Genomic DNA, 20645 nt, shown 5'->3' with positions numbered 1-20645 from the left:
GCACGCCTGAAATCTCCCGAATGAACTGCCTTACGGAGCCTGACAGATGCAGCGTCATCTCATCTCGGCCGCCGATCTCACCCGCGACGACGCCGTCCTGATCCTCGACACCGCCGAGGAGATGGCCCGGGTCGCCGACCGGCCGATCAAGAAACTGCCGACCCTGCGCGGCCGCACGGTCGTGAACCTCTTCTTCGAGGACTCCACCCGTACCCGGATCTCCTTCGAGGCCGCCGAGAAGCGCCTGTCCGCGGACGTCATCAACTTCACCGCCAAGGGCTCCAGCGTCTCCAAGGGCGAGTCCCTGAAGGACACCGCGCAGACCCTGGAGGCCATGGGCGTCGACGCGGTCGTCATCCGGCACGGCGCCTCCGGCGCGCCCTACCGGCTGGCCACCTCCGGCTGGATCGACGCCCATGTGATCAACGCGGGCGACGGCACCCACCAGCACCCCACGCAGGCCCTGCTCGACGCCTTCACCATGCGCCGCCGCCTCGTCGGCCGGGACGCCGGGCTCGGCAAGGACCTCGACGGGCGCCGGATCACGCTCGTCGGCGACGTCCTGCACAGCCGCGTCGCCCGCTCCAACGTCGACCTGCTGCACACCCTCGGCGCCCAGGTCACCCTGGTCGCCCCGCCCACCCTGCTGCCGGTCGGCGTCGAGACCTGGCCCTGCGAGGTCTCCTACGACCTCGACTCGACCCTCCCCAAGTCCGACGCCGTGATGCTGCTGCGGGTCCAGCGCGAGCGCATGAACGCCGCGTTCTTCCCCACCGAGCGCGAGTACTCGCGCCGCTACGGCCTGGACGGCGACCGGATGGCGAAGATGCCCGGGCACGCCATCGTGATGCACCCCGGCCCGATGGTCCGCGGCATGGAGATCACCGCCGAGGTCGCCGACTCCGACCGCTGCACGGTCGTCGAGCAGGTCACCAACGGCGTCTCCATCCGGATGGCCGTCCTCTATCTGCTGCTCGGCGGCAACGAGCCCGCCGTCACCCACACCCGCACCACCGAGGAGAAGTAAGAACGATGGGCAAGATCCTTATCCGTGGTGCGAAGGTGCTCGGCGGCGAGCCGCAGGACGTGCTGATCGACGGCGAGACGGTCGAAGCGGTCGGCACCGGCCTGTCCGCCGAGGGGGCCGAGGTCGTCGAGGCCGGCGGCAAGGTGCTGCTGCCGGGCCTGGTCGACCTCCACACCCACCTGCGCGAGCCCGGCCGCGAGGACTCCGAGACCGTCCTGACCGGCACCCGGGCGGCGGCGACCGGCGGCTACACCACCGTGTTCGCCATGGCCAACACCTTCCCCGTGGCCGACACCGCGGGCGTGGTCGAGCAGGTCTGGCGGCTCGGCAAGGAGTCCGGCTACTGCGACGTACGGCCCATCGGCGCCGTCACCGTCGGCCTGGAGGGCGCCAAACTCGCCGAGCTGGGCGCCATGCACGAGTCGGCGGCCGGGGTCACCGTCTTCTCCGACGACGGCAAGTGCGTCCACGACGCCGTGATGATGCGGCGCGCCCTGGAGTACGTGAAGGCGTTCGGCGGGGTCGTCGCCCAGCACGCGCAGGAGCCGCGGCTGACCGAGGGCGCCCAGATGAACGAGGGCGTCGTCTCCGCCGAGCTGGGCCTGGCCGGCTGGCCGGCCGTCGCCGAGGAGTCGATCATCGCCCGGGACGTGCTGCTCGCCGAGCACGTCGGCTCCCGCGTCCACATCTGCCACCTGTCCACGGCCGGCTCGGTGGAGATCGTGCGCTGGGCCAAGTCCCGCGGCATCGCCGTCACCGCCGAGGTCACCCCGCACCACCTGCTCCTCACCGACGAGCTGGTCCGGTCCTACGACCCGGTCTACAAGGTGAACCCGCCGCTGCGCACCGAGCGTGACGTGCACGCGCTGCGCGAGGCGCTCGCCGACGGCACCATCGACATCGTCGCCACCGACCACGCCCCGCACCCGCACGAGGACAAGGACTGCGAGTGGGCCGCCGCCGCCATGGGGATGGTGGGCCTGGAGACCGCGCTGTCGGTGGTCCAGGCGACCATGGTGGACACCGGCCTGCTGGACTGGGCCGGCGTCGCCGACCGGATGTCCGCCGCGCCCGCGCGGATCGGACAGGCCGCAGGCCAGGGCCGCCCCGTCTCGGCTGGTGAGCCCGCCAACCTCACCCTCGTCGAGGAGGCATACCGTGGCCGGGTGGACCCCGCGGGCTTCGCCTCGCGCAGCCGCAACACCCCCTACGAGGGGCGTGAGCTGCCGGGCCGGGTGACGCACACATGGCTGCGGGGCAAGGCCACGCTCGTCGACGGGAAGCTCACGTGACACCTCTCCTGCTGCTGGCCGCCGAGAAGGAATCGGCGGAAGTGACCGACTGGGCCGCCCGCGTCGGCTGGGTCGTCGGCCTCGGACTCTTCGTCGCGCTCGTCTACTGGCTGATGCGCGAGGGCTGGAAGTGGCGCGGCACGCTCCAGGGCGACCTGCCGGAGCTGCCCACCGCGCCGGAACGGCCCGGCCCGGCCAGACTGACGATGAGCGGCCGCTACCACGGCTCGACCACCGCCGGGCAGTGGCTGGACCGCATCGTGGCGCACGGCCTGGGCACCCGCAGCCGGGCCGAGCTGTCACTGAGCGACGCGGGCCTGGACGTCGTACGCCCCGGAGCGCACGACTTCTTCGTCCCCGCCGCCGCGCTGCGCGAGGCACGGCTCGACAAGGGCATCGCCGGCAAGGTGCTCACCGAGGGCGGACTGCTGGTGGTGACCTGGGAGCACGGCGACAAGCTGATCGATTCCGGCTTCCGCTCCGACCGGGCGGCCGAGCACCACACCTGGGTCGAGACCCTGAACGACATGATCGACAACAAGACGGAAACGGAAGGCGCACGATGACGACCTCCACCAGGGGAGCCGCCAGAACTCCCGCCGTACTCGTCCTGGAGGACGGCCGGATCTTCCGCGGCCGCGCCTACGGGGCCGTGGGGGCCACCTTCGGCGAAGCGGTGTTCTCCACCGGCATGACCGGCTACCAGGAGACCCTCACCGACCCGTCCTACCACCGCCAGGCCGTCGTGATGACCGCCCCGCACATCGGGAACACGGGCATCAACGACGAGGACATGGAGTCGAAGAAGATCTGGGTCTCGGGGTACGTCGTCCGCGACCCCGCACGGGTGCCCTCCAACTGGCGTTCGACCCGCACGCTCGACGAGGAGCTGGCCGCCCAGGGCGTCGTCGGCATCTCCGGCATCGACACCCGCGCCCTCACCCGCCACCTGCGCGAGCGCGGCGCCATGCGCGTCGGCATCTTCAGCGGCGACGCGGTCCAGGACGACGCCGCGCTGCTGGCCCGCGTCCAGGAAGCCCCCCAGATGGCCGGCGCCGACCTCTCCGCCGAGGTCGCCACCACCGAGACGTACGTCGTTCCGGCGGTCGGCGAGAAGAAGTTCACCGTCGCCGCCGTCGACCTCGGCATCAAGGGCATGACCCCGCACCGCATGGCCGAACGCGGCATAGAGGTGCACGTGCTGCCCGCCACGGCGACCGTCGAGGACGTCTACGCCGTCGAGCCCGACGGTGTGTTCTTCTCCAACGGCCCCGGCGACCCCGCCACCGCCGACCACCCGGTCGCCCTGATGCGGGCGGTCCTGGAGCGCGGCACCCCGCTCTTCGGCATCTGCTTCGGCAACCAGATCCTCGGGCGGGCGCTGGGCTTCGGCACGTACAAGCTGAAGTACGGCCACCGCGGCATCAACCAGCCCGTGCAGGACCGCACGACCGGCAAGGTCGAGGTCACCGCGCACAACCACGGATTCGCCGTCGACGCCCCGCTCGACCAGGTCACCGACACCCCCTTCGGCCGCGCCGAGGTCTCCCACGTCTGCCTCAACGACAACGTGGTCGAGGGCCTCCAGCTCCTGGACAGGCCGGCCTTCAGCGTCCAGTACCACCCCGAAGCGGCAGCCGGTCCGCACGACGCCGCCTACCTCTTCGACCGCTTCACGTCGTTGATGAACACCGTCCCGATGGAGGGCCAGCGTGCCTAAGCGCACCGATATCCAGTCCGTCCTGGTCATCGGCTCCGGCCCGATCGTCATCGGACAGGCCGCCGAGTTCGACTACTCCGGCACCCAGGCGTGCCGGATCCTGAAGGCCGAGGGCCTCCGGGTGATCCTGGTGAACTCCAACCCGGCGACGATCATGACCGACCCGGAGATCGCCGACGCCACCTACGTCGAGCCGATCACCCCCGAGTTCGTCGAGAAGATCATCGCCAAGGAGCGGCCCGACGCGCTGCTGCCCACCCTGGGCGGCCAGACGGCCCTGAACACCGCGATCTCCCTGCACGGCAACGGCGTGCTGGAGAAGTACGGCGTCGAGCTGATCGGCGCCAACGTCGAGGCGATCAACAAGGGCGAGGACCGCGACCTGTTCAAGGAGGTCGTGGCGGAGGTCCGCAGGAAGACCGGGTACGGCGAGTCCGCCCGGTCCGTGATCTGCCACTCCATGGACGACGTCCTCGCGGGCGTCGACACCCTCGGCGGCTACCCCGTCGTCGTCCGCCCCTCCTTCACCATGGGCGGCGCCGGCTCCGGCTTCGCCCACGACGAGGAGGAGCTGCGCCGCATCGCCGGGCAGGGCCTCACCCTGTCGCCGACCACCGAGGTGCTCCTGGAGGAGTCCATCCTCGGCTGGAAGGAGTACGAGCTGGAGCTGATGCGCGACAGACACGACAACGTCGTGGTCGTCTGCTCGATCGAGAACTTCGACCCGATGGGCGTGCACACCGGCGACTCGATCACCGTGGCGCCCGCGATGACGCTGACCGACCGCGAGTACCAGGTGCTGCGCGACGTCGGCATCGCGATCATCCGCGAGGTCGGCGTCGACACCGGCGGCTGCAACATCCAGTTCGCGGTGGACCCCGCGGACGGCCGCGTGATCGTCATCGAGATGAACCCGCGCGTCTCGCGCTCCTCCGCGCTGGCCTCCAAGGCGACCGGCTTCCCGATCGCCAAGATCGCCGCCAAGCTCGCCGTCGGCTACACCCTGGACGAGATCCCCAACGACATCACGCGCGAGACCCCGGCCTCCTTCGAGCCGACCCTCGACTACGTGGTCGTCAAGGCCCCGCGGTTCGCCTTCGAGAAGTTCCCGTCGGCGGACTCCACCCTCACCACCACCATGAAGTCGGTCGGCGAGGCCATGGCCATCGGCCGCAACTTCACCGAGGCGTTCCAGAAGGCGCTGCGCTCGCTGGAGAAGAAGGGCAGCCAGTTCACCTTCGTCGGCGAGCCCGGCGACAAGAAGGCGCTCCTGGCGGAGGCGGTCCGCCCCACCGACGGCCGCGTCAACACCGTCATGCGGGCCATCCGCGCGGGCGCCACGCCCCAGGAGGTCTTCGACCACACCAAGATCGATCCCTGGTTCGTCGACCAGCTCTTCCTGATCAAGGAGATCGCCGACGAGCTGGCCGAGGCGCCCGAGCTGACAAGTGCGCTGCTCGCCGAGGCCAAGCGGCACGGCTTCTCCGACCAGCAGATCGGCGAGATCCGCGGCCTGCGCGAGGACGTCGTCCGCGAGGTCCGGCACGCGCTCGGCATCCGCCCGGTCTACAAGACGGTCGACACCTGCGCCGCCGAGTTCGCCGCGAAGACGCCGTACTTCTACTCCTCCTACGACGAGGAGACCGAGGTCGCGCCGCGCGAGAAGCCCGCGGTGATCATCCTGGGCTCCGGCCCGAACCGCATCGGCCAGGGCATCGAGTTCGACTACTCCTGCGTGCACGCCTCCTTCGCGCTGAGCGACGCCGGGTACGAGACGGTGATGGTCAACTGCAACCCCGAGACCGTCTCCACCGACTACGACACCTCCGACCGGCTCTACTTCGAGCCGCTCACCCTGGAGGACGTCCTGGAGATCGTCCACGCGGAGGCGCAGGCCGGCCCGATCGCGGGCGTGATCGTCCAGCTCGGCGGCCAGACCCCGCTGGGCCTCGCCCAGGCGCTGAAGGACAACGGCGTGCCGGTCGTCGGCACCCCGCCGGAGGCGATCCACGCCGCCGAGGACCGCGGCGCCTTCGGCCGGGTGCTGGCCGATGCGGGCCTGCCGGCCCCCAAGCACGGCACCGCCACCACCTTCGCGGGCGCCAAGGCCATCGCCGACGAGATCGGCTACCCGGTCCTGGTGCGCCCCTCCTACGTGCTCGGCGGACGCGGCATGGAGATCGTCTACGACGAGACCCGCCTGGAGTCCTACATCGCCGAGTCCACCGAGATCAGCCCCTCCCGGCCGGTCCTGGTCGACCGTTTCCTCGACGACGCGATCGAGATCGACGTGGACGCCCTGTACGACGGCGAGGAGCTGTACCTCGGCGGCGTCATGGAGCACATCGAGGAGGCCGGCATCCACTCCGGCGACTCGGCGTGCGCCCTGCCCCCGATCACGCTGGGCGGCTTCGACATCAAGCGGCTGCGCACCTCCACCGAGGCCATCGCCGCGGGCGTCGGCGTGCGCGGCCTGATCAACATCCAGTTCGCGCTGGCCGGGGACATCCTCTACGTCCTGGAGGCCAACCCGCGCGCCTCGCGGACCGTGCCCTTCACCTCGAAGGCGACCGCGGTGCCGCTGGCCAAGGCCGCCGCCCGCATCTCGCTCGGCGCCACCGTCGCCGAACTGCGCGCCGAGGGCCTGCTCCCGGCCACCGGCGACGGCGGCGAGCTGCCGCTGGACGCGCCGATCTCCGTCAAGGAGGCCGTGATGCCGTGGTCCCGCTTCCGGGACGTCCACGGCCGCGGCGTCGACACGGTCCTCGGCCCGGAGATGCGCTCCACCGGCGAGGTGATGGGCATCGACTCCGTCTTCGGCACGGCGTACGCCAAGTCGCAGGCGGGCGCGTACGGCCCGCTGCCCACCAAGGGACGCGCCTTCATCTCGGTCGCCAACCGCGACAAGCGCTCGATGATCTTCCCGGCCCGCGAGCTGGTCGCCCACGGCTTCGAACTGCTCGCCACCTCCGGCACCGCCGAGGTCCTGCGCCGCAACGGCATCAACGCCACCGCCGTGCGCAAGCAGTCCGAGGGCACCGGCCCGAACGGCGAGAAGACGATCGTCCAGCTCATCCACGACGGCGAGGTCGACCTCATCGTCAACACCCCGTACGGCACCGGCGGCCGCCTCGACGGCTACGACATCCGTACGGCGGCCGTGGCCCGGTCCGTACCGTGCCTGACCACCGTCCAGGCGCTCGCCGCGGCGGTCCAGGGCATCGACGCCCTGCACCACGGCGACGTGGGCGTCCGCTCACTCCAGGAACACGCGGAATTCCTGACCGCGGCCCGCGACTGAGGGCTGTGGGACAGCCCTTGGGGAGTGTCGGACACCCCCTGGCTGCCCCGAGGGGGACACCGGCGAACGGTGTCCCCCTCTGCACGCGCCCCGGCTCCTCCCGAGCCGGGCCCCGGCTTCCACGCGCCCTCGACGGGGCCTGACGAGGACACGATGTACAAGACCTTCTTCCAGCTCGTCTTCTCCCGGATGGACCCGGAGCAGGCGCACCACCTGGCCTTCCGGTGGATCCGCGGCGCCGCCGGCGTCCCCGTGCTGCGCACCTTCGCCGCGGCGGTGCTCGCCCCCCGCCACCGGGAGCTGCGCACCGAGGCGTTCGGCCTGCGCATGCACGGCCCCTTCGGGCTCGCCGCCGGCTTCGACAAGAACGCGGTCGCCATCGACGGCATGGCGATGCTCGGCTTCGACCACGTCGAGATCGGCACCGTCACCGGGGAGCCGCAGCCCGGCAACCCCAAAAAGCGCCTGTTCCGCCTCGTCGGCGACCGGGCGCTGATCAACCGCATGGGCTTCAACAACGACGGCTCCCGGGTCGTCGCCGCCCGCCTGGCCTCCCGTACGCCCCTCTTCCGGACCGTCGTCGGCGTCAACATCGGCAAGACCAAGGCCGTCCCGGAGGACGAGGCGGTCGGCGACTATGTGAAGTCCGCCGAGCGGCTCGCGCCGTACGCCGACTACCTGGTCGTGAACGTCTCCTCGCCGAACACGCCCGGCCTGCGCGACCTCCAGGCGACCGAGGCGCTGCGCCCCCTGCTGAGCGCCGTCCGCGAGGCCGCCGACCGCGTGGTCACCACGCGCCGCGTGCCGCTGCTGGTGAAGATCGCGCCCGACCTCGCGGACGAGGACGTGGACGCGGTCGCCGACCTCGCCGTGTCACTCGGCCTGGACGGCATCATCGCCACCAACACCACCATCGCGCGCGAGGGACTCGGCCTCACCTCCCCGCCCGACCTCGTCCAGGAGACCGGCGGCCTCTCCGGCGCCCCCCTGAAGGCCCGCTCGCTGGAGGTACTGCGCCGCCTGTACGCCCGTGTGGGTGACCGGATCACCCTGGTCGGGGTCGGGGGCGTGGAGACCGCCGAGGACGCCTGGCAGCGCATCCTGGCCGGTGCCACGCTGGTGCAGGGCTACAGCGCCTTCATCTACGAGGGACCGCTGTGGAGCCGCGCCGTCCACAAGGGCCTCGCCGCCCGGCTGCGCCAGAGCCCGTACGCCACCCTCGCCGACGCGGTCGGCGCCGACGTGAAGGAGACGGTATGACCGAGCCCTTCGGCGCCCGCCTGCGCCGCGCCATGGACGAGCGCGGCCCGCTCTGCGTGGGCATCGACCCGCACGCCTCCCTGCTCGCCGAGTGGGGCCTGGCCGACGACGTGGCCGGGCTGGAGCGGTTCAGCCGCACGGTCGTGGCGGCGGTGGCCGACCGGGTCGCCGTCCTCAAGCCCCAGATCGCCTTCTTCGAGCGGTTCGGCTCGCGCGGCCTCGCCGTCCTGGAGAAGTCCGTGGCGGAGGCCAGGGCCGCCGGGGCGCTGGTGGTGATGGACGCCAAGCGCGGTGACATCGGCTCCACCATGGCCGCCTACGCCGAGTCCTTCCTGCACCGGGACGCCCCGCTGTTCTCGGACGCGCTGACGGTCTCGCCGTTCCTCGGCTACGGCTCGCTGCGCCCGGCCGTCCGGGCGGCCCGCGAGAGCGGCGCGGGACTCTTCGTGCTGGCGCTCACCTCCAACCCCGAGGGGAGCGAGGTCCAGCACGCGGTGCGGTCCGACGGACGCACGGTCGGCGCGACGATGCTGGCGCACCTCGCGGCGGAGAACGCGGGCGAGGAGCCGCTGGGCTCCTTCGGCGCGGTCGTCGGCGCCACCCTCGGCGACCTCTCCTCGTACGACCTGGACATCGGCGGTCCGCTCCTGGCGCCCGGTATCGGTGCCCAGGGCGCCGCCCCGGCCGACCTTCCCCGGGTCTTCGGGACCGCGGTGCGCAATGTGGTCCCGAACGTCAGCCGGGGTGTCCTTCGTCACGGGCCGGACGCCGGCGCGCTGCGCGCCTCGGCCGACCGGTTCGCCGAGGAGATCCGGGCCGCGGTGGCCGCGGTGTGAGCCGTGGGCCGGCCTCCGCGCGACGGTTGAGCCTGGATACATCCTCAAATCCGAGGTGTTATGTCGCTAATGTCCGTCCTGAGCGAGGCTGACCAGGACTTTTCCGCTGTTCTCGCTGACTCTGGAGGACTTGGACGCTAGTCTCCGGGAAGAGTCAGCGAGCAAGCGTGTTGCTCGTAGCTCCCCTGGTGTGGGGCGACTAGGTTCCTCACCGGTCCGTATCCGACAGTTCGACATCCGAGGTGACGTAGGCGTGGCTCTTCCGCCCCTTACCCCTGAACAGCGCGCAGCCGCGCTCGAAAAGGCCGCCGCGGCTCGCCGGGAGCGGGCCGAGGTCAAGAATCGACTCAAGCACTCCGGCGCCTCCCTTCACGAGGTCATCAAGCAGGGCCAGGAGAACGACGTCATCGGCAAGATGAAGGTCTCCGCCCTGCTGGAGTCCCTGCCGGGCGTGGGCAAGGTCCGCGCCAAGCAGATCATGGAGCGACTCGGCATCTCCGAGAGCCGCCGCGTGCGCGGCCTCGGTTCCAACCAGATCGCCTCCCTGGAGCGTGAGTTCGGCAGCACCGGCAACTGAGTCCGGACCACTCCGGTATTGCTGGAATAATCGCCGTATGGCTGCAACACCCCGGGGGACGTCCCCCGTACCCCCGGACGCACGTCCGCGACTGACCGTGCTCTCCGGCCCCTCAGGGGTCGGCAAGAGCACGGTCGTCGCCCATATGCGCAAGGAGCACCCCGAGGTCTGGCTCTCGGTGTCGGCCACGACCCGCAAGCCCCGGCCCGGTGAACAGCACGGCGTGCACTACTACTTCGTCTCCGACGACGAGATGGACAAGCTGATCGCCAACGGCGAGCTGCTGGAGTGGGCCGAGTTCGCCGGCAACCGCTACGGCACGCCGCGCGCGGCCGTGCTGGAGCGGCTGGAGGCGGGCGAGCCGGTGCTGCTGGAGATCGATCTCCAGGGCGCCCGGCAGGTCCGCGAGTCCATGCCGGAGGCGCAGTCGGTCTTCCTGGCCCCGCCCTCCTGGGACGAGCTGGTGCGCAGGCTCACCGGCCGGGGCACCGAACCGCCCGAGGTCATCGAGCGCCGGCTCGCGGCGGCCAAGGTCGAACTGGCGGCCGAGCCCGAGTTCCACGAGACCCTGGTCAACACCTCCGTCGAGGACGTGGCCCGCGAGCTGCTAGCCTTGACGAATGTCGTGTGATCGTGACTACGTGTGATCGAGAACTGCTGATCACCCTGACCGATCGCTTCCCATCCATCGGAAGGTAGAGCGTGTCCTCTTCCATCTCCGCGCCCGAGGGCATCATCAACCCGCCGATCGACGAGCTCCTCGAGGCCACGGACTCGAAGTACAGCCTCGTGATCTACGCGGCCAAGCGGGCCCGCCAGATCAACGCGTACTACTCGCAGCTCGGCGAGGGCCTCCTCGAGTACGTCGGTCCCCTCGTCGACACCCACGTCCACGAGAAGCCGCTCTCGATCGCACTGCGCGAGATCAACGCGGGGCTGCTGACGTCCGAGGCCGTCGAGGGCCCGGCGCAGTAACCAGTACTTGTCGCACGACAGGCCCGGCGGCGTGACCGCCGGGCCTGTGGTGTGTCCCGGTGCTGCGGTGTCATGGAGTCGACTGATCGACGTGTCGACTCCATGGAGCGACGAGACTCGCGGGTCGGCGGGACTCGACGGATCGACGAGAGGGAGACGGTGGACAAGCCCAAGGTCGTACTCGGGGTCAGCGGCGGCATCGCCGCCTACAAGGCGGCCGAACTGCTGCGCAGGTTCACGGAGACGGGACACGACGTCCGGGTCGTCCCCACCGCCTCCGCGCTGCACTTTGTGGGCGCCGCGACCTGGTCCGCCCTCTCCGGCAACCCGGTCTCCACGGAGGTCTGGGACGACGTGCACGAGGTCCCGCACGTCCGCCTCGGCCAGCACGCCGACCTGGTCGTGGTCGCCCCGGCCACCGCCGACCTGCTCGCCAGGGCCGCCCACGGCCTCGCCGACGACCTCCTCACCAACACCCTGCTCACCGCCCGCTGCCCGGTCGTCCTCGCCCCCGCGATGCACACCGAGATGTGGGAGCACCCGGCCACCCAGGAGAACGTGGCGACGCTGCGCCGCCGGGGCGCCGTCGTGATCGAACCGGCCGTGGGCCGCCTCACCGGCGCCGACACCGGCAAGGGCCGCTTCCCCGACCCGGTCGAGATCTTCGAGGTGTGCCGACGCGTCCTGGCCCGCGGGGTGAGCGAGCCGGACCTGGCCGGCCGCCACGTGGTGGTCAGCGCCGGCGGCACCCGGGAGCCCCTCGACCCGGTCCGCTTCCTCGGCAACCGCTCCTCCGGCAAACAGGGGTACGCCCTCGCCCGGACGGCCGCGGCGCGCGGCGCCCGGGTGACCCTCGTCTCGGCCAACGCCGCGCTGCCGGACCCGGCGGGCGTGGACGTGATCGCCGTCGGAACCGCCGTGGAACTGCGGGAGGCCGTGCGCCGGGTTGCCGCCGACGCGGACGCGGTCGTCATGGCCGCCGCCGTCGCCGACTTCCGCCCGGCCGTCTACGCGGGCGGGAAGATCAAGAAGAAGGACGGCGAGGAGCCCGCGCCCCTCGCCCTCGTGCGCAACCCGGACATCCTCGCGGAACTCGCCGCGCACCGCGCCCGCCCCGGACAGGTCGTCGTCGGCTTCGCCGCCGAGACCGACGACGTGCTGGCCAACGGCCGTGCCAAGCTCGCCCGCAAGGGCTGCGACCTGCTCGTCGTGAACGAGGTGGGCGAGCGCAAGACGTTCGGCTCCGAGCAGAACGAGGCGGTGGTGCTCGCCGCCGACGGCGGCGAGACCCCCGTCCCGTACGGGCCGAAGGAGGCCCTGGCCGAAACGGTCTGGGACCTGGTGGCCGAACGGCTCGGCTGACCGCCCCGCGCGCTCCACGCCCCCCGCGCACCCCGGGAACCCCCTACATTCGACCGTGGCGCCACTGGCCAATGACAGCCGTCTCCGGGCAGAATGCGGGTGTCGCAGGTCACAGGCTTCCCGGCAGTCGAGACGGGTGGGACCGCGGCCGACCCCGACCGATAAGCTGTTATCGGACGTCGCCGGGTGCAGCTCCCCGTGCCGTCCAACCATGATCAGCCAGCAGCCGCTGCAACCTCAGGGAGCGTTGTGTCCCGTCGCCTGTTCACCTCGGAGTCGGTGACCGAAGGTCACCCCGACAAGATCGCTGACCAGATCAGCGACACCATTCTCGACGCGCTTCTGCGTGCGGACCCGACCTCTCGGGTCGCCGTCGAAACCCTGATCACCACGGGTCTCGTGCACGTGGCCGGTGAGGTCACCACCAAGGCTTACGCCGACATCCCGAACCTGGTGCGCGGCAAGATCCTGGAGATCGGCTACGACTCCTCCAAGAAGGGCTTCGACGGTGCCTCCTGCGGCGTCTCGGTGTCGATCGGCGCCCAGTCGCCCGACATCGCGCAGGGCGTCGACACCGCGTACGAGAGCCGCGTCGGGGGGGCCGCCGCGGGCGACGACACCGACGAGCTGGACCGGCAGGGCGCCGGCGACCAGGGACTGATGTTCGGCTACGCGTCCGACGAGACGCCGACGCTGATGCCGCTGCCCGTCTTCCTGGCGCACCGCCTGTCCAAGCGCCTCTCGGACGTCCGCAAGAACGGCACGATCCCCTACCTGCGCCCCGACGGCAAGACCCAGGTCACCATCGAGTACGACGGCGACAAGGCCGTCCGCCTGGACACGGTCGTGGTCTCCTCGCAGCACGCCTCCGACATCGACCTGGACTCGCTGCTCGCCCCCGACATCCGCGAGTTCGTCGTGGAGCCGGAGCTGAAGGCGCTCCTGGACGAGGGCATCAAGCTCGACACCGAGAACTACCGCCTGCTGGTCAACCCCACCGGCCGCTTCGAGATCGGCGGCCCGATGGGCGACGCCGGCCTGACCGGCCGCAAGATCATCATCGACACCTACGGCGGCATGGCCCGGCACGGTGGCGGCGCCTTCTCCGGCAAGGACCCGTCCAAGGTCGACCGCTCCGCCGCCTACGCGATGCGCTGGGTCGCCAAGAACGTCGTCGCCGCGGGCCTCGCCTCGCGCTGCGAGGTCCAGGTCGCCTACGCCATCGGCAAGGCCGAGCCGGTCGGTCTCTTCGTCGAGACCTTCGGCACCGCCAAGGTCGACACGGACAAGATCGAGCAGGCCATCGACGAGGTCTTCGACCTCCGCCCGGCCGCGATCATCCGCGACCTCGACCTGCTCCGCCCGATCTACGCCCAGACCGCGGCGTACGGCCACTTCGGCCGTGAGCTGGCCGACTTCACCTGGGAGCGCACGGACCGGGTGGACGCGCTGCGCAAGGCGGCCGGGCTGTAAGGCCCGCCACCACCACGTCCCGAGGCCCGGCGGCCCCTTCTGGGGTGCCGGGCCCCGGTGCGTCCCGGGGCGCCCCCACCGGGAAGGAAAGACGTGCGGGCCGGGCTGTCGGTGGGCTTTGGTAAGAATGCAGGATGAGCAGCGAGAACGAGCGGGCGGAGGGCGGTGCCGAAGGGGCGCCGCCCGAGCAGCTCGCGCTCATTCGGGAGAGTGTGCGCAAGGCGGCCGCGCCCCGGGCCAAGCCGCGGACCTGGCGGGGGGCCGCGCTCGCGGCGGAGCTGCCCGTCGCGCGGGTGCTGGTGGACAAGGGTGTGCTGCACCTGGACCGCTACTTCGACTACGCCGTGCCCGCGGAGCTGGACGCCGACGCGCAGCCGGGCGTGCGGGTGCGGGTGCGGTTCGGCGCCGGGCGGGGCCGGGTCCGGGACGGGCGGCGCGAGGGCGGCGGCCTCATCGACGGCTTCCTCGTGGAGCGGCGCGCAGACTCCGACTACTCCGGTCCGCTGGCCGCACTGGCCCAGGTCGTCTCGCCCGAGCCGGTGCTCGGGGAGGAACTGCTCGGGCTGGCGCGGGCCGTCGCCGACCGGTACGCGGGCAGCCTCGCCGACGTCCTGCAACTGGCCGTGCCGCCGCGCAACGCACGGGCCGAGCGGCGCTCCGCACCGGCCCCGCTGCCCCCGCCGGCGGCCCCCGGCCCCGGGACCTGGGAGCGCTACGCGCACGGGCCCGCGTATCTGGAGTCGCTGGCCTCCGGCGGGGCGCCGCGCGCGGTGTGGAACGCGCTGCCCGGCCCCGAGTGGGCCGAGGAGCTGGCGCGGGCCGTCGCGGCGGCGCTCGCCTCCGGCCGGGGCGCGCTCGTCGTCCTGCCGGACGGGCGGGCCGTCGCCCGGCTGGACGCCGCGCTGACCGGCGTACTGGGGGAGGGGCGGCACGCGGTGCTCACCGCCGACGCCGGACCGGAGAAGCGGTACGCGCGGTGGCTGGCCGTGCGCCGGGGATCGGTGCGGGCCGTGATCGGGACCCGGGCGGCGATGTTCGCCCCGGTCCGGGAGCTGGGGCTGGTCGCCCTGTGGGACGACGGCGACGACAGCCACAGCGAGCAGCACGCGCCGCAGCCCCACGCGCGTGAGGTGCTGCTGCTGCGGGCCGCCCAGGACGGGTGCGCCTTCCTGCTGGGCGGCTGGAGCTGCACCGTGGAGGCCGCCCAGCTCGTGGAGAGCGGCTGGGCCCGGCCGCTGGTCGCCTCCCGGGAGCGGGTGCGGGCCGCCGCCCCGTTGGTGCGGACCGTCGGCGACGGGGACCTGGCCCGGGACGAGGCCGCCCGCGCCGCGCGGCTGCCGTCCCTGGCCTGGCAGGCCGTCCGGGACGGGCTGCGGCACGGGCCGGTACTGGTGCAGGTGCCCCGGCGGGGATACGTACCGCGGCTGGCCTGTGCCGTGTGCCGGGCGCCGGCCCGCTGCCGGCACTGTGCCGGACCGCTGGAGGGGCAGGAGTCCGGGGCCGCGCTGCGGTGCGGATGGTGCGGGCGCGAGGAGAGCGGCTGGCACTGCGCGCAGTGCGGGTCGTTCCGGCTGCGGGCGCAGGTGGTGGGGGCCCGGCGGACCGCCGAGGAACTGGGGCGGGCGTTCCCCGCCGTCCCGGTGCGCACCTCCGGGCGCGAGCAGGTGCTGGACACGGTGCCGGGGGCGCCCGCGCTCGTGGTCAGCACGCCGGGGGCCGAGCCCGTCGCCGAGGGCGGTTACGCGGCGGCGCTGCTGCTGGACGGCTGGGCCATGCTCGGCCGGCCCGACCTGCGGGCCGGGGAGGACGCGCTGCGGCGCTGGATCGCGGCTGCGGCGCTGGTGCGTCCGCAGAGCGCCGGGGGCACCGTCCTCGTGGTCGCCGAGCCGACCCTGCGACCGGTGCAGGCGCTGGTGCGGTGGGACCCCGTCGGCCACGCGGTGCGGGAGCTGGCCGAGCGGGCCGAACTGGGTTTCCCGCCGGTGTCGCGGATGGCCGCGGTGGCCGGTCCCGGCGAGGCGGTGGCGGAGTTCCTCCGGACGGCCGAGCTGCCGCCCGAGGCCGAGGTGCTGGGGCCGGTGCCGATGCCGGGCACGCCCGCGGGCCGGGCCCGGCGGCCGGGGGCGCCGCCGGCCGGCGAGCACTGGGAACGGGCCCTGGTCCGGGTGCCGCCGGGGAGCGGGGCCGCGCTGACCACGTCGCTGAAGGCCGCGCAGGCCGCCCGGATGGCCCGCGGGGGCGGCACGCCGGTGCGGGTGCGGATGGATCCGCCGGACATCGGCTGACGGGGCGCTCGGTGGTGTCGGGGAAGGCCGTCTCGCCCGCTCGCCGGGGCCCAGGAGAGCGGCCGGGTGTGGGGGAGGCCCGGCGGGCGTCGACCGGCGTCGCGGAGGCCGGCCGTCCTGGGTCGGCCGGGGCGAGGAGGCCCGTCGGGCGCCCAGCGGTGTCGGCGGAACCGTCCGCCGGCCGGGCGGACATGCCGAAGCCCTCCCAGGAGGGCGGGAGGGCTGGGGCGGGTGGTGCGGTGGAGCGCGGGATGTCAGCCGTTGCGCGGGCCCGGGAAGACCGTCGGCCTCACCTCTTCGCGCAGGGCCGCCGGGCTGCTCGCGGTGGGCTGGGTCGGCATGGAGCGGGCGGCGGGGACCGTCGGCACCGGGGAGATTCCGGCGCCGACGTTGACCGTGCGGGGAACCGCCGGCTCCGGCGTCAGCTCGGACTCCGGGACGACGGGCTGGGCGACGGGGCGGCGGGCGCCGTAACGGCGGTGCACGGCCTGCTTGGTGACGCCGAGGGCGGAGCCGACCGCGTCCCACGAGAAGCCGAGCGAGCGGTCGAAGTCGACGGCGGCCGTGACCAGGGTCTCGACGCTGTCCCGCAGCTCCTGGGCGAGACGGACCGTCGGGGCGGGCGCGCGGCCGTAGACGACGAAGCCGCTGGAGGGGCCGGAGCGGCGCGGGCGGTAGACGTTGCCAAGCTGAGCGGTGAGCGTACGCAGTGCGTCCACCTGCCGACGGACCCGCTCGATGTCCCGCACCAGCAAGTGCAGGCTGGCCCGAGCCTGGGCGTCGTGGGTTGCGTGGTCGGCCATGAACAAGCCTCTCGAACCGGCGTTGAAAGGAACCGGGCCGCACATGCGGCCCGGGTGGTCAACTCTCTCTTGACAACGCGGCAGCGCTCCGCTGGTCACGGGGTGGGGCGTGGCGGCATGTTCCGTGCGCCCCCTTCGGCCCTCGGCGGCCGCTCCCGGACCGCCTCGTAGACTGGTGGGCCGCTGCCGACCGCCCCCGCCCGAGAGGCCCGTCCCACCCATGAAGCTCGTCTTCGCCGGTACCCCCGAGGTCGCCGTGCCCGCCCTGGACGCCCTGATCGCCTCCGAACGGCACGAGGTGGCCGCCGTCGTCACCCGGCCGGACGCGCCGGCCGGGCGGGGGCGCCGGCTGGTCGCCTCTCCCGTGGCCGAGCGGGCCGCGGAGGCCGGCATCGAGGTGCTCAAGCCCGCCAGGCCGCGCGACCCCGAGTTCCTGGAGCGGCTGCGCGAGATCGGGCCGGACTGCTGCCCCGTCGTCGCCTACGGCGCCCTGCTGCCCCGCGTCGCCCTCGACGTCCCCGCGCACGGTTGGGTCAACCTGCACTTCTCGCTGCTGCCCGCCTGGCGCGGGGCCGCCCCCGTGCAGCACGCCGTGATGGCGGGCGACGAGATCACCGGCGCGTCCACCTTCCTCATCGAGGAGGGGCTCGACTCGGGGCCGGTCTACGGCACGCTCACCGAGACCGTCCGGCCCACCGACACCAGCGGCGACCTGCTGACCCGGCTCGCCCTCGCCGGGTCCGGGCTGCTCGCCGCGACCATGGACGGCATCGAGGACGGCACCCTGAAGGCCGTGCCGCAGCCCGCCGACGGGGTCACCCTCGCCCCCAAGATCACCGTGGCGGACGCCCGCGTCGACTGGGCCGCGCCCGCGCTGCGCGTCGACCGGGTGGTGCGCGGCTGCACCCCGGCGCCCGGCGCCTGGACCACCTTCCGGGGCGAGCGCCTCAAGCTCGTGCAGGCCGTGCCGGTGCCCGGCCGGACGGATCTCGCCCCCGGGCGGCTCGCCGCCGCGAAGAACAACGTGTACGCCGGCACCGGCTCGTACGCCGTCGAGCTGCTGTGGGTGCAGCCGCAGGGCAAGAAGCCGATGCGGGCGGCGGACTGGGCGCGCGGGGTGCGGATCGCCGACGGGGAGCTGCTGGGCGGCTGACCTGCCGGCCGGCCGGGGCCCGTACCGACGTACGCTGGTGGGTGCACCTCTTCTCAGACCCGGAGCACCTTTTTCGTGAGCGATCAGCCTCGTCGTCCCAGCAAGCCCGGCAGCCCCGGCACGCCCGGCAGGTCCGGGAGGTCCGGCACCTCCGGCAAGCCCGGCCAGCCCGGCAAGCCCTACCGGCGGCCCCAGAAGGACCCCGTCCGGCTCCTCGCCTTCGAGGCGCTGCGAGCCGTGGACGAGCGGGACGCGTACGCCAACCTCGTCCTGCCGCCGCTGCTGCGCAAGGCCCGGGAGAAGAGCGACTTCGACCTCCGGGACGCGGCGCTCGCCACCGAGCTGGTGTACGGCACGCTGCGCCGGCAGGGGACGTACGACGCGGTGATCGCCGCCTGTGTCGACCGGCCGCTCAAGGAGGTCGACCCGCCCGTCCTGGACGTGCTGAGCCTGGGCGCGCACCAGTTGCTCGGCACGCGGATCCCGAGCCACGCCGCCGTCTCCGCCTCCGTGGAGCTGGCGCGGGTGGTGCTCGGCGACGGGCGGGCCAAGTTCGTCAACGCCGTGCTGCGCAAGGTCGCCCGCGAGGACCTCGACGGCTGGCTGGCGAAGGTCGCGCCGCCCTACGACGAGGACCCCGAGGGCCACCTCGCCCTCGTGCACTCGCACCCCCGCTGGGTCGTGTCCGCGCTCTGGGACTCCCTCGGCGGCGGCCGGACCGGCATCGAGGAACTGCTGGCCGCCGACAACGAGCGCCCCGAGGTCACCCTGGTCGCCCGGCCCGGCCGGGCCGCGCCCGGGGAACTGCTCACCGAGGACGCCGCCGAACCGGGGCGCTGGTCGCCGTACGCCGTGCGGCTGACCGAGGGCGGCGAGCCGGGGGCCGTCGAGGCCGTACGGGAGGGCCGGGCCGGGGTGCAGGACGAGGGCAGTCAGCTCGTCGCGCTCGCCCTGGCCGCCGCGCCCCTGGAGGGAGCCGACCGGCGCTGGCTGGACGGGTGTGCCGGTCCCGGCGGCAAGGCGGCGCTGCTCGGCGCGCTGGCCGCCGGGCGCGGCGCGTTCCTGGTCGCCTCCGAGAAGCAGCCGCACCGCGCCGGGCTGGTGGCGAAGGCGCTGGCCGGGAATCCGGGGCCGTACCAGGTGATCACCGCCGACGGGACGCGGCCCGCGTGGCGGCCCGGCAGCTTCGACCGGGTACTGGTGGACGTGCCCTGCACCGGGCTCGGCGCGCTGCGCCGCCGCCCCGAGGCACGCTGGCGGCGCCGCCCCGCGGACCTCGACAGCTTCGCCCCGCTCCAGCGCGGACTGCTGCGCGGCGCCCTGGAGGCGGTACGGGTCGGCGGGGTGGTCGGCTACGCGACCTGCTCGCCGCATCTGGCCGAGACCCGGGCCGTCGTCACCGACGTGCTCAAGCAGTTCCCGCAGACCGAGCTGATCGACGCCCGGCCGCTGCTGCCCGGCGTCCCCGAGCTGGGCGAGGGCCCGGACATCCAGCTCTGGCCGCATCTGCACGGCACCGACGCGATGTACCTGGCGCTCATCCGCCGGACCGGCTGACCACGCCCCCGGCCCTCGACGGGCGGCCGGCACCGGGCCGGCCGGGGGGAACGCCCTCCCGGCGGCGCCGTCGGCGTGGCCCGGCACGGCACGCCGACGGCCGCCCGGACAACCGGCGACAGGAGTCCGGACCCCCGGTGACGGCCGCCCGGACAACCGGCGACAGGAGTCCGGATCCCCGGTGACGGCCGCCCGGACACCCCGCGGCGGAAGTAAGGTCCGTACCGGAGAGACCGGGCAGGCGTGGGCATGGCAGGCTTGGTGCATGGCCGCGCAGATCAACCCCAGCATCCTGTCCGCCGACTTCGCCCGCCTCGCGGACGAGGCGAAGGCGGTCCAGGGAGCCGACTGGCTCCACGTCGACGTCATGGACAACCATTTCGTCCCGAACCTCACACTCGGCGTGCCGGTCGTAGAGTCCCTGGCCCGGGCGACGGACACCCCGCTGGACTGCCATCTGATGATCGAGGCCCCCGACCGGTGGGCACCGCGGTACGTCGAGGCGGGGGCCGGTTCCGTCACCTTCCACGCCGAGGCCGCCGCCGCTCCGGTGCGGCTCGCCCGCGAGATCCGGGCCAAGGGCGCCCGCGCCTCCATGGCGCTCAAGCCCGCGACCCCGGTCGAGCCGTACGAGGACCTGCTGCCCGAGCTGGACATGCTGCTGATCATGACGGTCGAACCGGGGTTCGGGGGGCAGTCGTTCCTGGACATCATGCTGCCGAAGATCCGGCGGACCCGCGAGCTGATCAGCAAGCACGGCCTGGAGCTGTGGCTGCAGGTCGACGGCGGGGTCTCGGCCTCGACGATCGAGCGGTGCGCCGAGGCCGGCGCCGATGTCTTCGTCGCGGGTTCGGCCGTGTACGGGGCCGACGACCCGGCCGAGGCGGTACGTGCACTGCGCACCCGGGCGGAGACGGTGACGGCCAAGGCGTCCTGGGCGTGCGACCACTGAAGAACGAGAACGTGAACGGCTCCCGTCAGGGCTGATCAAGTCCGCCGCATCTGCGAGGATGAACGGCGAATC

The 20645-nt window shown here is 73.1% G+C and carries 17 protein-coding genes; 16 read left to right on the top strand and 1 reads right to left on the bottom strand.

Annotation, left to right across the window (positions count from 1 at the left end; genetic code table 11):
• The first annotated feature begins 46 nt into the window (after window positions 1–46).
• From ABEB00_RS09500 to ABEB00_RS09440, 13 genes are all read left to right on the top strand, one after another.
• Window positions 47–1027 (top strand): aspartate carbamoyltransferase catalytic subunit, encoded by a 981-nt coding sequence (locus ABEB00_RS09500; RefSeq protein WP_345618737.1) that lies wholly within the window; start codon window positions 47–49, stop codon window positions 1025–1027.
• A gap of 5 nt (window positions 1028–1032) precedes the next feature.
• Window positions 1033–2319 carry a dihydroorotase gene (locus ABEB00_RS09495; protein ID WP_345618736.1) on the top strand — a complete coding sequence of 429 codons (1287 nt, stop codon included), beginning with the start codon at window positions 1033–1035 and terminating at the stop codon, window positions 2317–2319.
• Window positions 2316–2885 (top strand): PH-like domain-containing protein, encoded by a 570-nt coding sequence (locus tag ABEB00_RS09490; RefSeq protein ID WP_345618734.1) that lies wholly within the window; start codon window positions 2316–2318, stop codon window positions 2883–2885. Before ABEB00_RS09495 ends, ABEB00_RS09490 begins: the two co-directional genes overlap by 4 nt.
• On the top strand, window positions 2882–4039 hold the full coding sequence (gene carA, locus ABEB00_RS09485; RefSeq protein WP_345618733.1) for a glutamine-hydrolyzing carbamoyl-phosphate synthase small subunit: 1158 nt from the start codon (window positions 2882–2884) through the stop codon (window positions 4037–4039). The genes ABEB00_RS09490 and carA overlap by 4 nt, the downstream gene beginning before the upstream one ends.
• The gene (gene carB / locus ABEB00_RS09480) at window positions 4032–7340 is read left to right on the top strand and encodes a carbamoyl-phosphate synthase large subunit (RefSeq protein WP_345618732.1); all 3309 of its coding nucleotides are present in this window, start codon (window positions 4032–4034) and stop codon (window positions 7338–7340) included. Before carA ends, carB begins: the two co-directional genes overlap by 8 nt.
• Before the next feature lie 153 nt (window positions 7341–7493).
• Window positions 7494–8600 (top strand): quinone-dependent dihydroorotate dehydrogenase, encoded by a 1107-nt coding sequence (locus ABEB00_RS09475; RefSeq protein WP_345618730.1) that lies wholly within the window; start codon window positions 7494–7496, stop codon window positions 8598–8600.
• Window positions 8597–9436: an orotidine-5'-phosphate decarboxylase gene (pyrF, locus tag ABEB00_RS09470; protein ID WP_345618728.1), complete on the top strand. Its 840-nt coding sequence runs from the start codon at window positions 8597–8599 to the stop codon at window positions 9434–9436. The genes ABEB00_RS09475 and pyrF overlap by 4 nt, the downstream gene beginning before the upstream one ends.
• Before the next feature lie 253 nt (window positions 9437–9689).
• Window positions 9690–10013, top strand: coding sequence for an integration host factor (locus ABEB00_RS09465; protein WP_190206445.1), 324 nt, complete (start codon window positions 9690–9692; stop codon window positions 10011–10013).
• A gap of 37 nt (window positions 10014–10050) precedes the next feature.
• Complete coding sequence (gmk, locus tag ABEB00_RS09460; RefSeq protein ID WP_345618727.1) at window positions 10051–10644, top strand: guanylate kinase; 594 nt, start codon at window positions 10051–10053, stop codon at window positions 10642–10644.
• A 71-nt stretch (window positions 10645–10715) separates the two neighbouring features.
• Window positions 10716–10988, top strand: a complete 273-nt coding sequence (rpoZ, locus tag ABEB00_RS09455; protein ID WP_003988945.1) for a DNA-directed RNA polymerase subunit omega — start codon at window positions 10716–10718, stop codon at window positions 10986–10988.
• 102 nt (window positions 10989–11090) lie between these two features.
• On the top strand, window positions 11091–12350 hold the full coding sequence (coaBC, locus tag ABEB00_RS09450; RefSeq protein ID WP_345618726.1) for a bifunctional phosphopantothenoylcysteine decarboxylase/phosphopantothenate--cysteine ligase CoaBC: 1260 nt from the start codon (window positions 11091–11093) through the stop codon (window positions 12348–12350).
• A 249-nt stretch (window positions 12351–12599) separates the two neighbouring features.
• Window positions 12600–13823 (top strand): methionine adenosyltransferase, encoded by a 1224-nt coding sequence (gene metK, locus ABEB00_RS09445; RefSeq protein WP_345618725.1) that lies wholly within the window; start codon window positions 12600–12602, stop codon window positions 13821–13823.
• A gap of 134 nt (window positions 13824–13957) precedes the next feature.
• Entirely contained in the window at window positions 13958–16108 is a 2151-nt protein-coding gene (locus tag ABEB00_RS09440; RefSeq protein ID WP_345618724.1) for a primosomal protein N', read from the top strand.
• 254 nt (window positions 16109–16362) lie between these two features.
• Here the strand turns inward: ABEB00_RS09440 and ABEB00_RS09435 are convergent, their stop codons facing one another.
• Window positions 16363–16911 (bottom strand): hypothetical protein, encoded by a 549-nt coding sequence (locus tag ABEB00_RS09435; RefSeq protein ID WP_345618723.1) that lies wholly within the window; start codon window positions 16909–16911, stop codon window positions 16363–16365.
• Window positions 16912–17131: 220 nt separating this feature from the next.
• Between ABEB00_RS09435 and fmt the strand changes: the two genes are divergently transcribed.
• The 3 genes from fmt to rpe all read left to right on the top strand — a co-directional run bounded on the left by fmt (window position 17132) and on the right by rpe (window position 20573).
• Entirely contained in the window at window positions 17132–18064 is a 933-nt protein-coding gene (gene fmt, locus ABEB00_RS09430) for a methionyl-tRNA formyltransferase (protein ID WP_345618722.1), read from the top strand.
• A 75-nt stretch (window positions 18065–18139) separates the two neighbouring features.
• On the top strand, window positions 18140–19621 hold the full coding sequence (locus ABEB00_RS09425; RefSeq protein WP_345618721.1) for an RsmB/NOP family class I SAM-dependent RNA methyltransferase: 1482 nt from the start codon (window positions 18140–18142) through the stop codon (window positions 19619–19621).
• Window positions 19622–19886: 265 nt separating this feature from the next.
• A complete protein-coding gene (gene rpe, locus ABEB00_RS09420) occupies window positions 19887–20573 on the top strand; it encodes a ribulose-phosphate 3-epimerase (RefSeq protein ID WP_345618720.1) in 687 nt (228 codons plus the stop codon).
• The last annotated feature ends 72 nt before the right edge of the window (window positions 20574–20645 follow it).

It is taken from the genome of Streptomyces ziwulingensis, from assembly GCF_039542605.1.
Lineage (GTDB): Bacteria > Actinomycetota > Actinomycetes > Streptomycetales > Streptomycetaceae > Streptomyces > Streptomyces ziwulingensis.
This window is presented reverse-complemented; position numbering and strand designations above follow the sequence as displayed.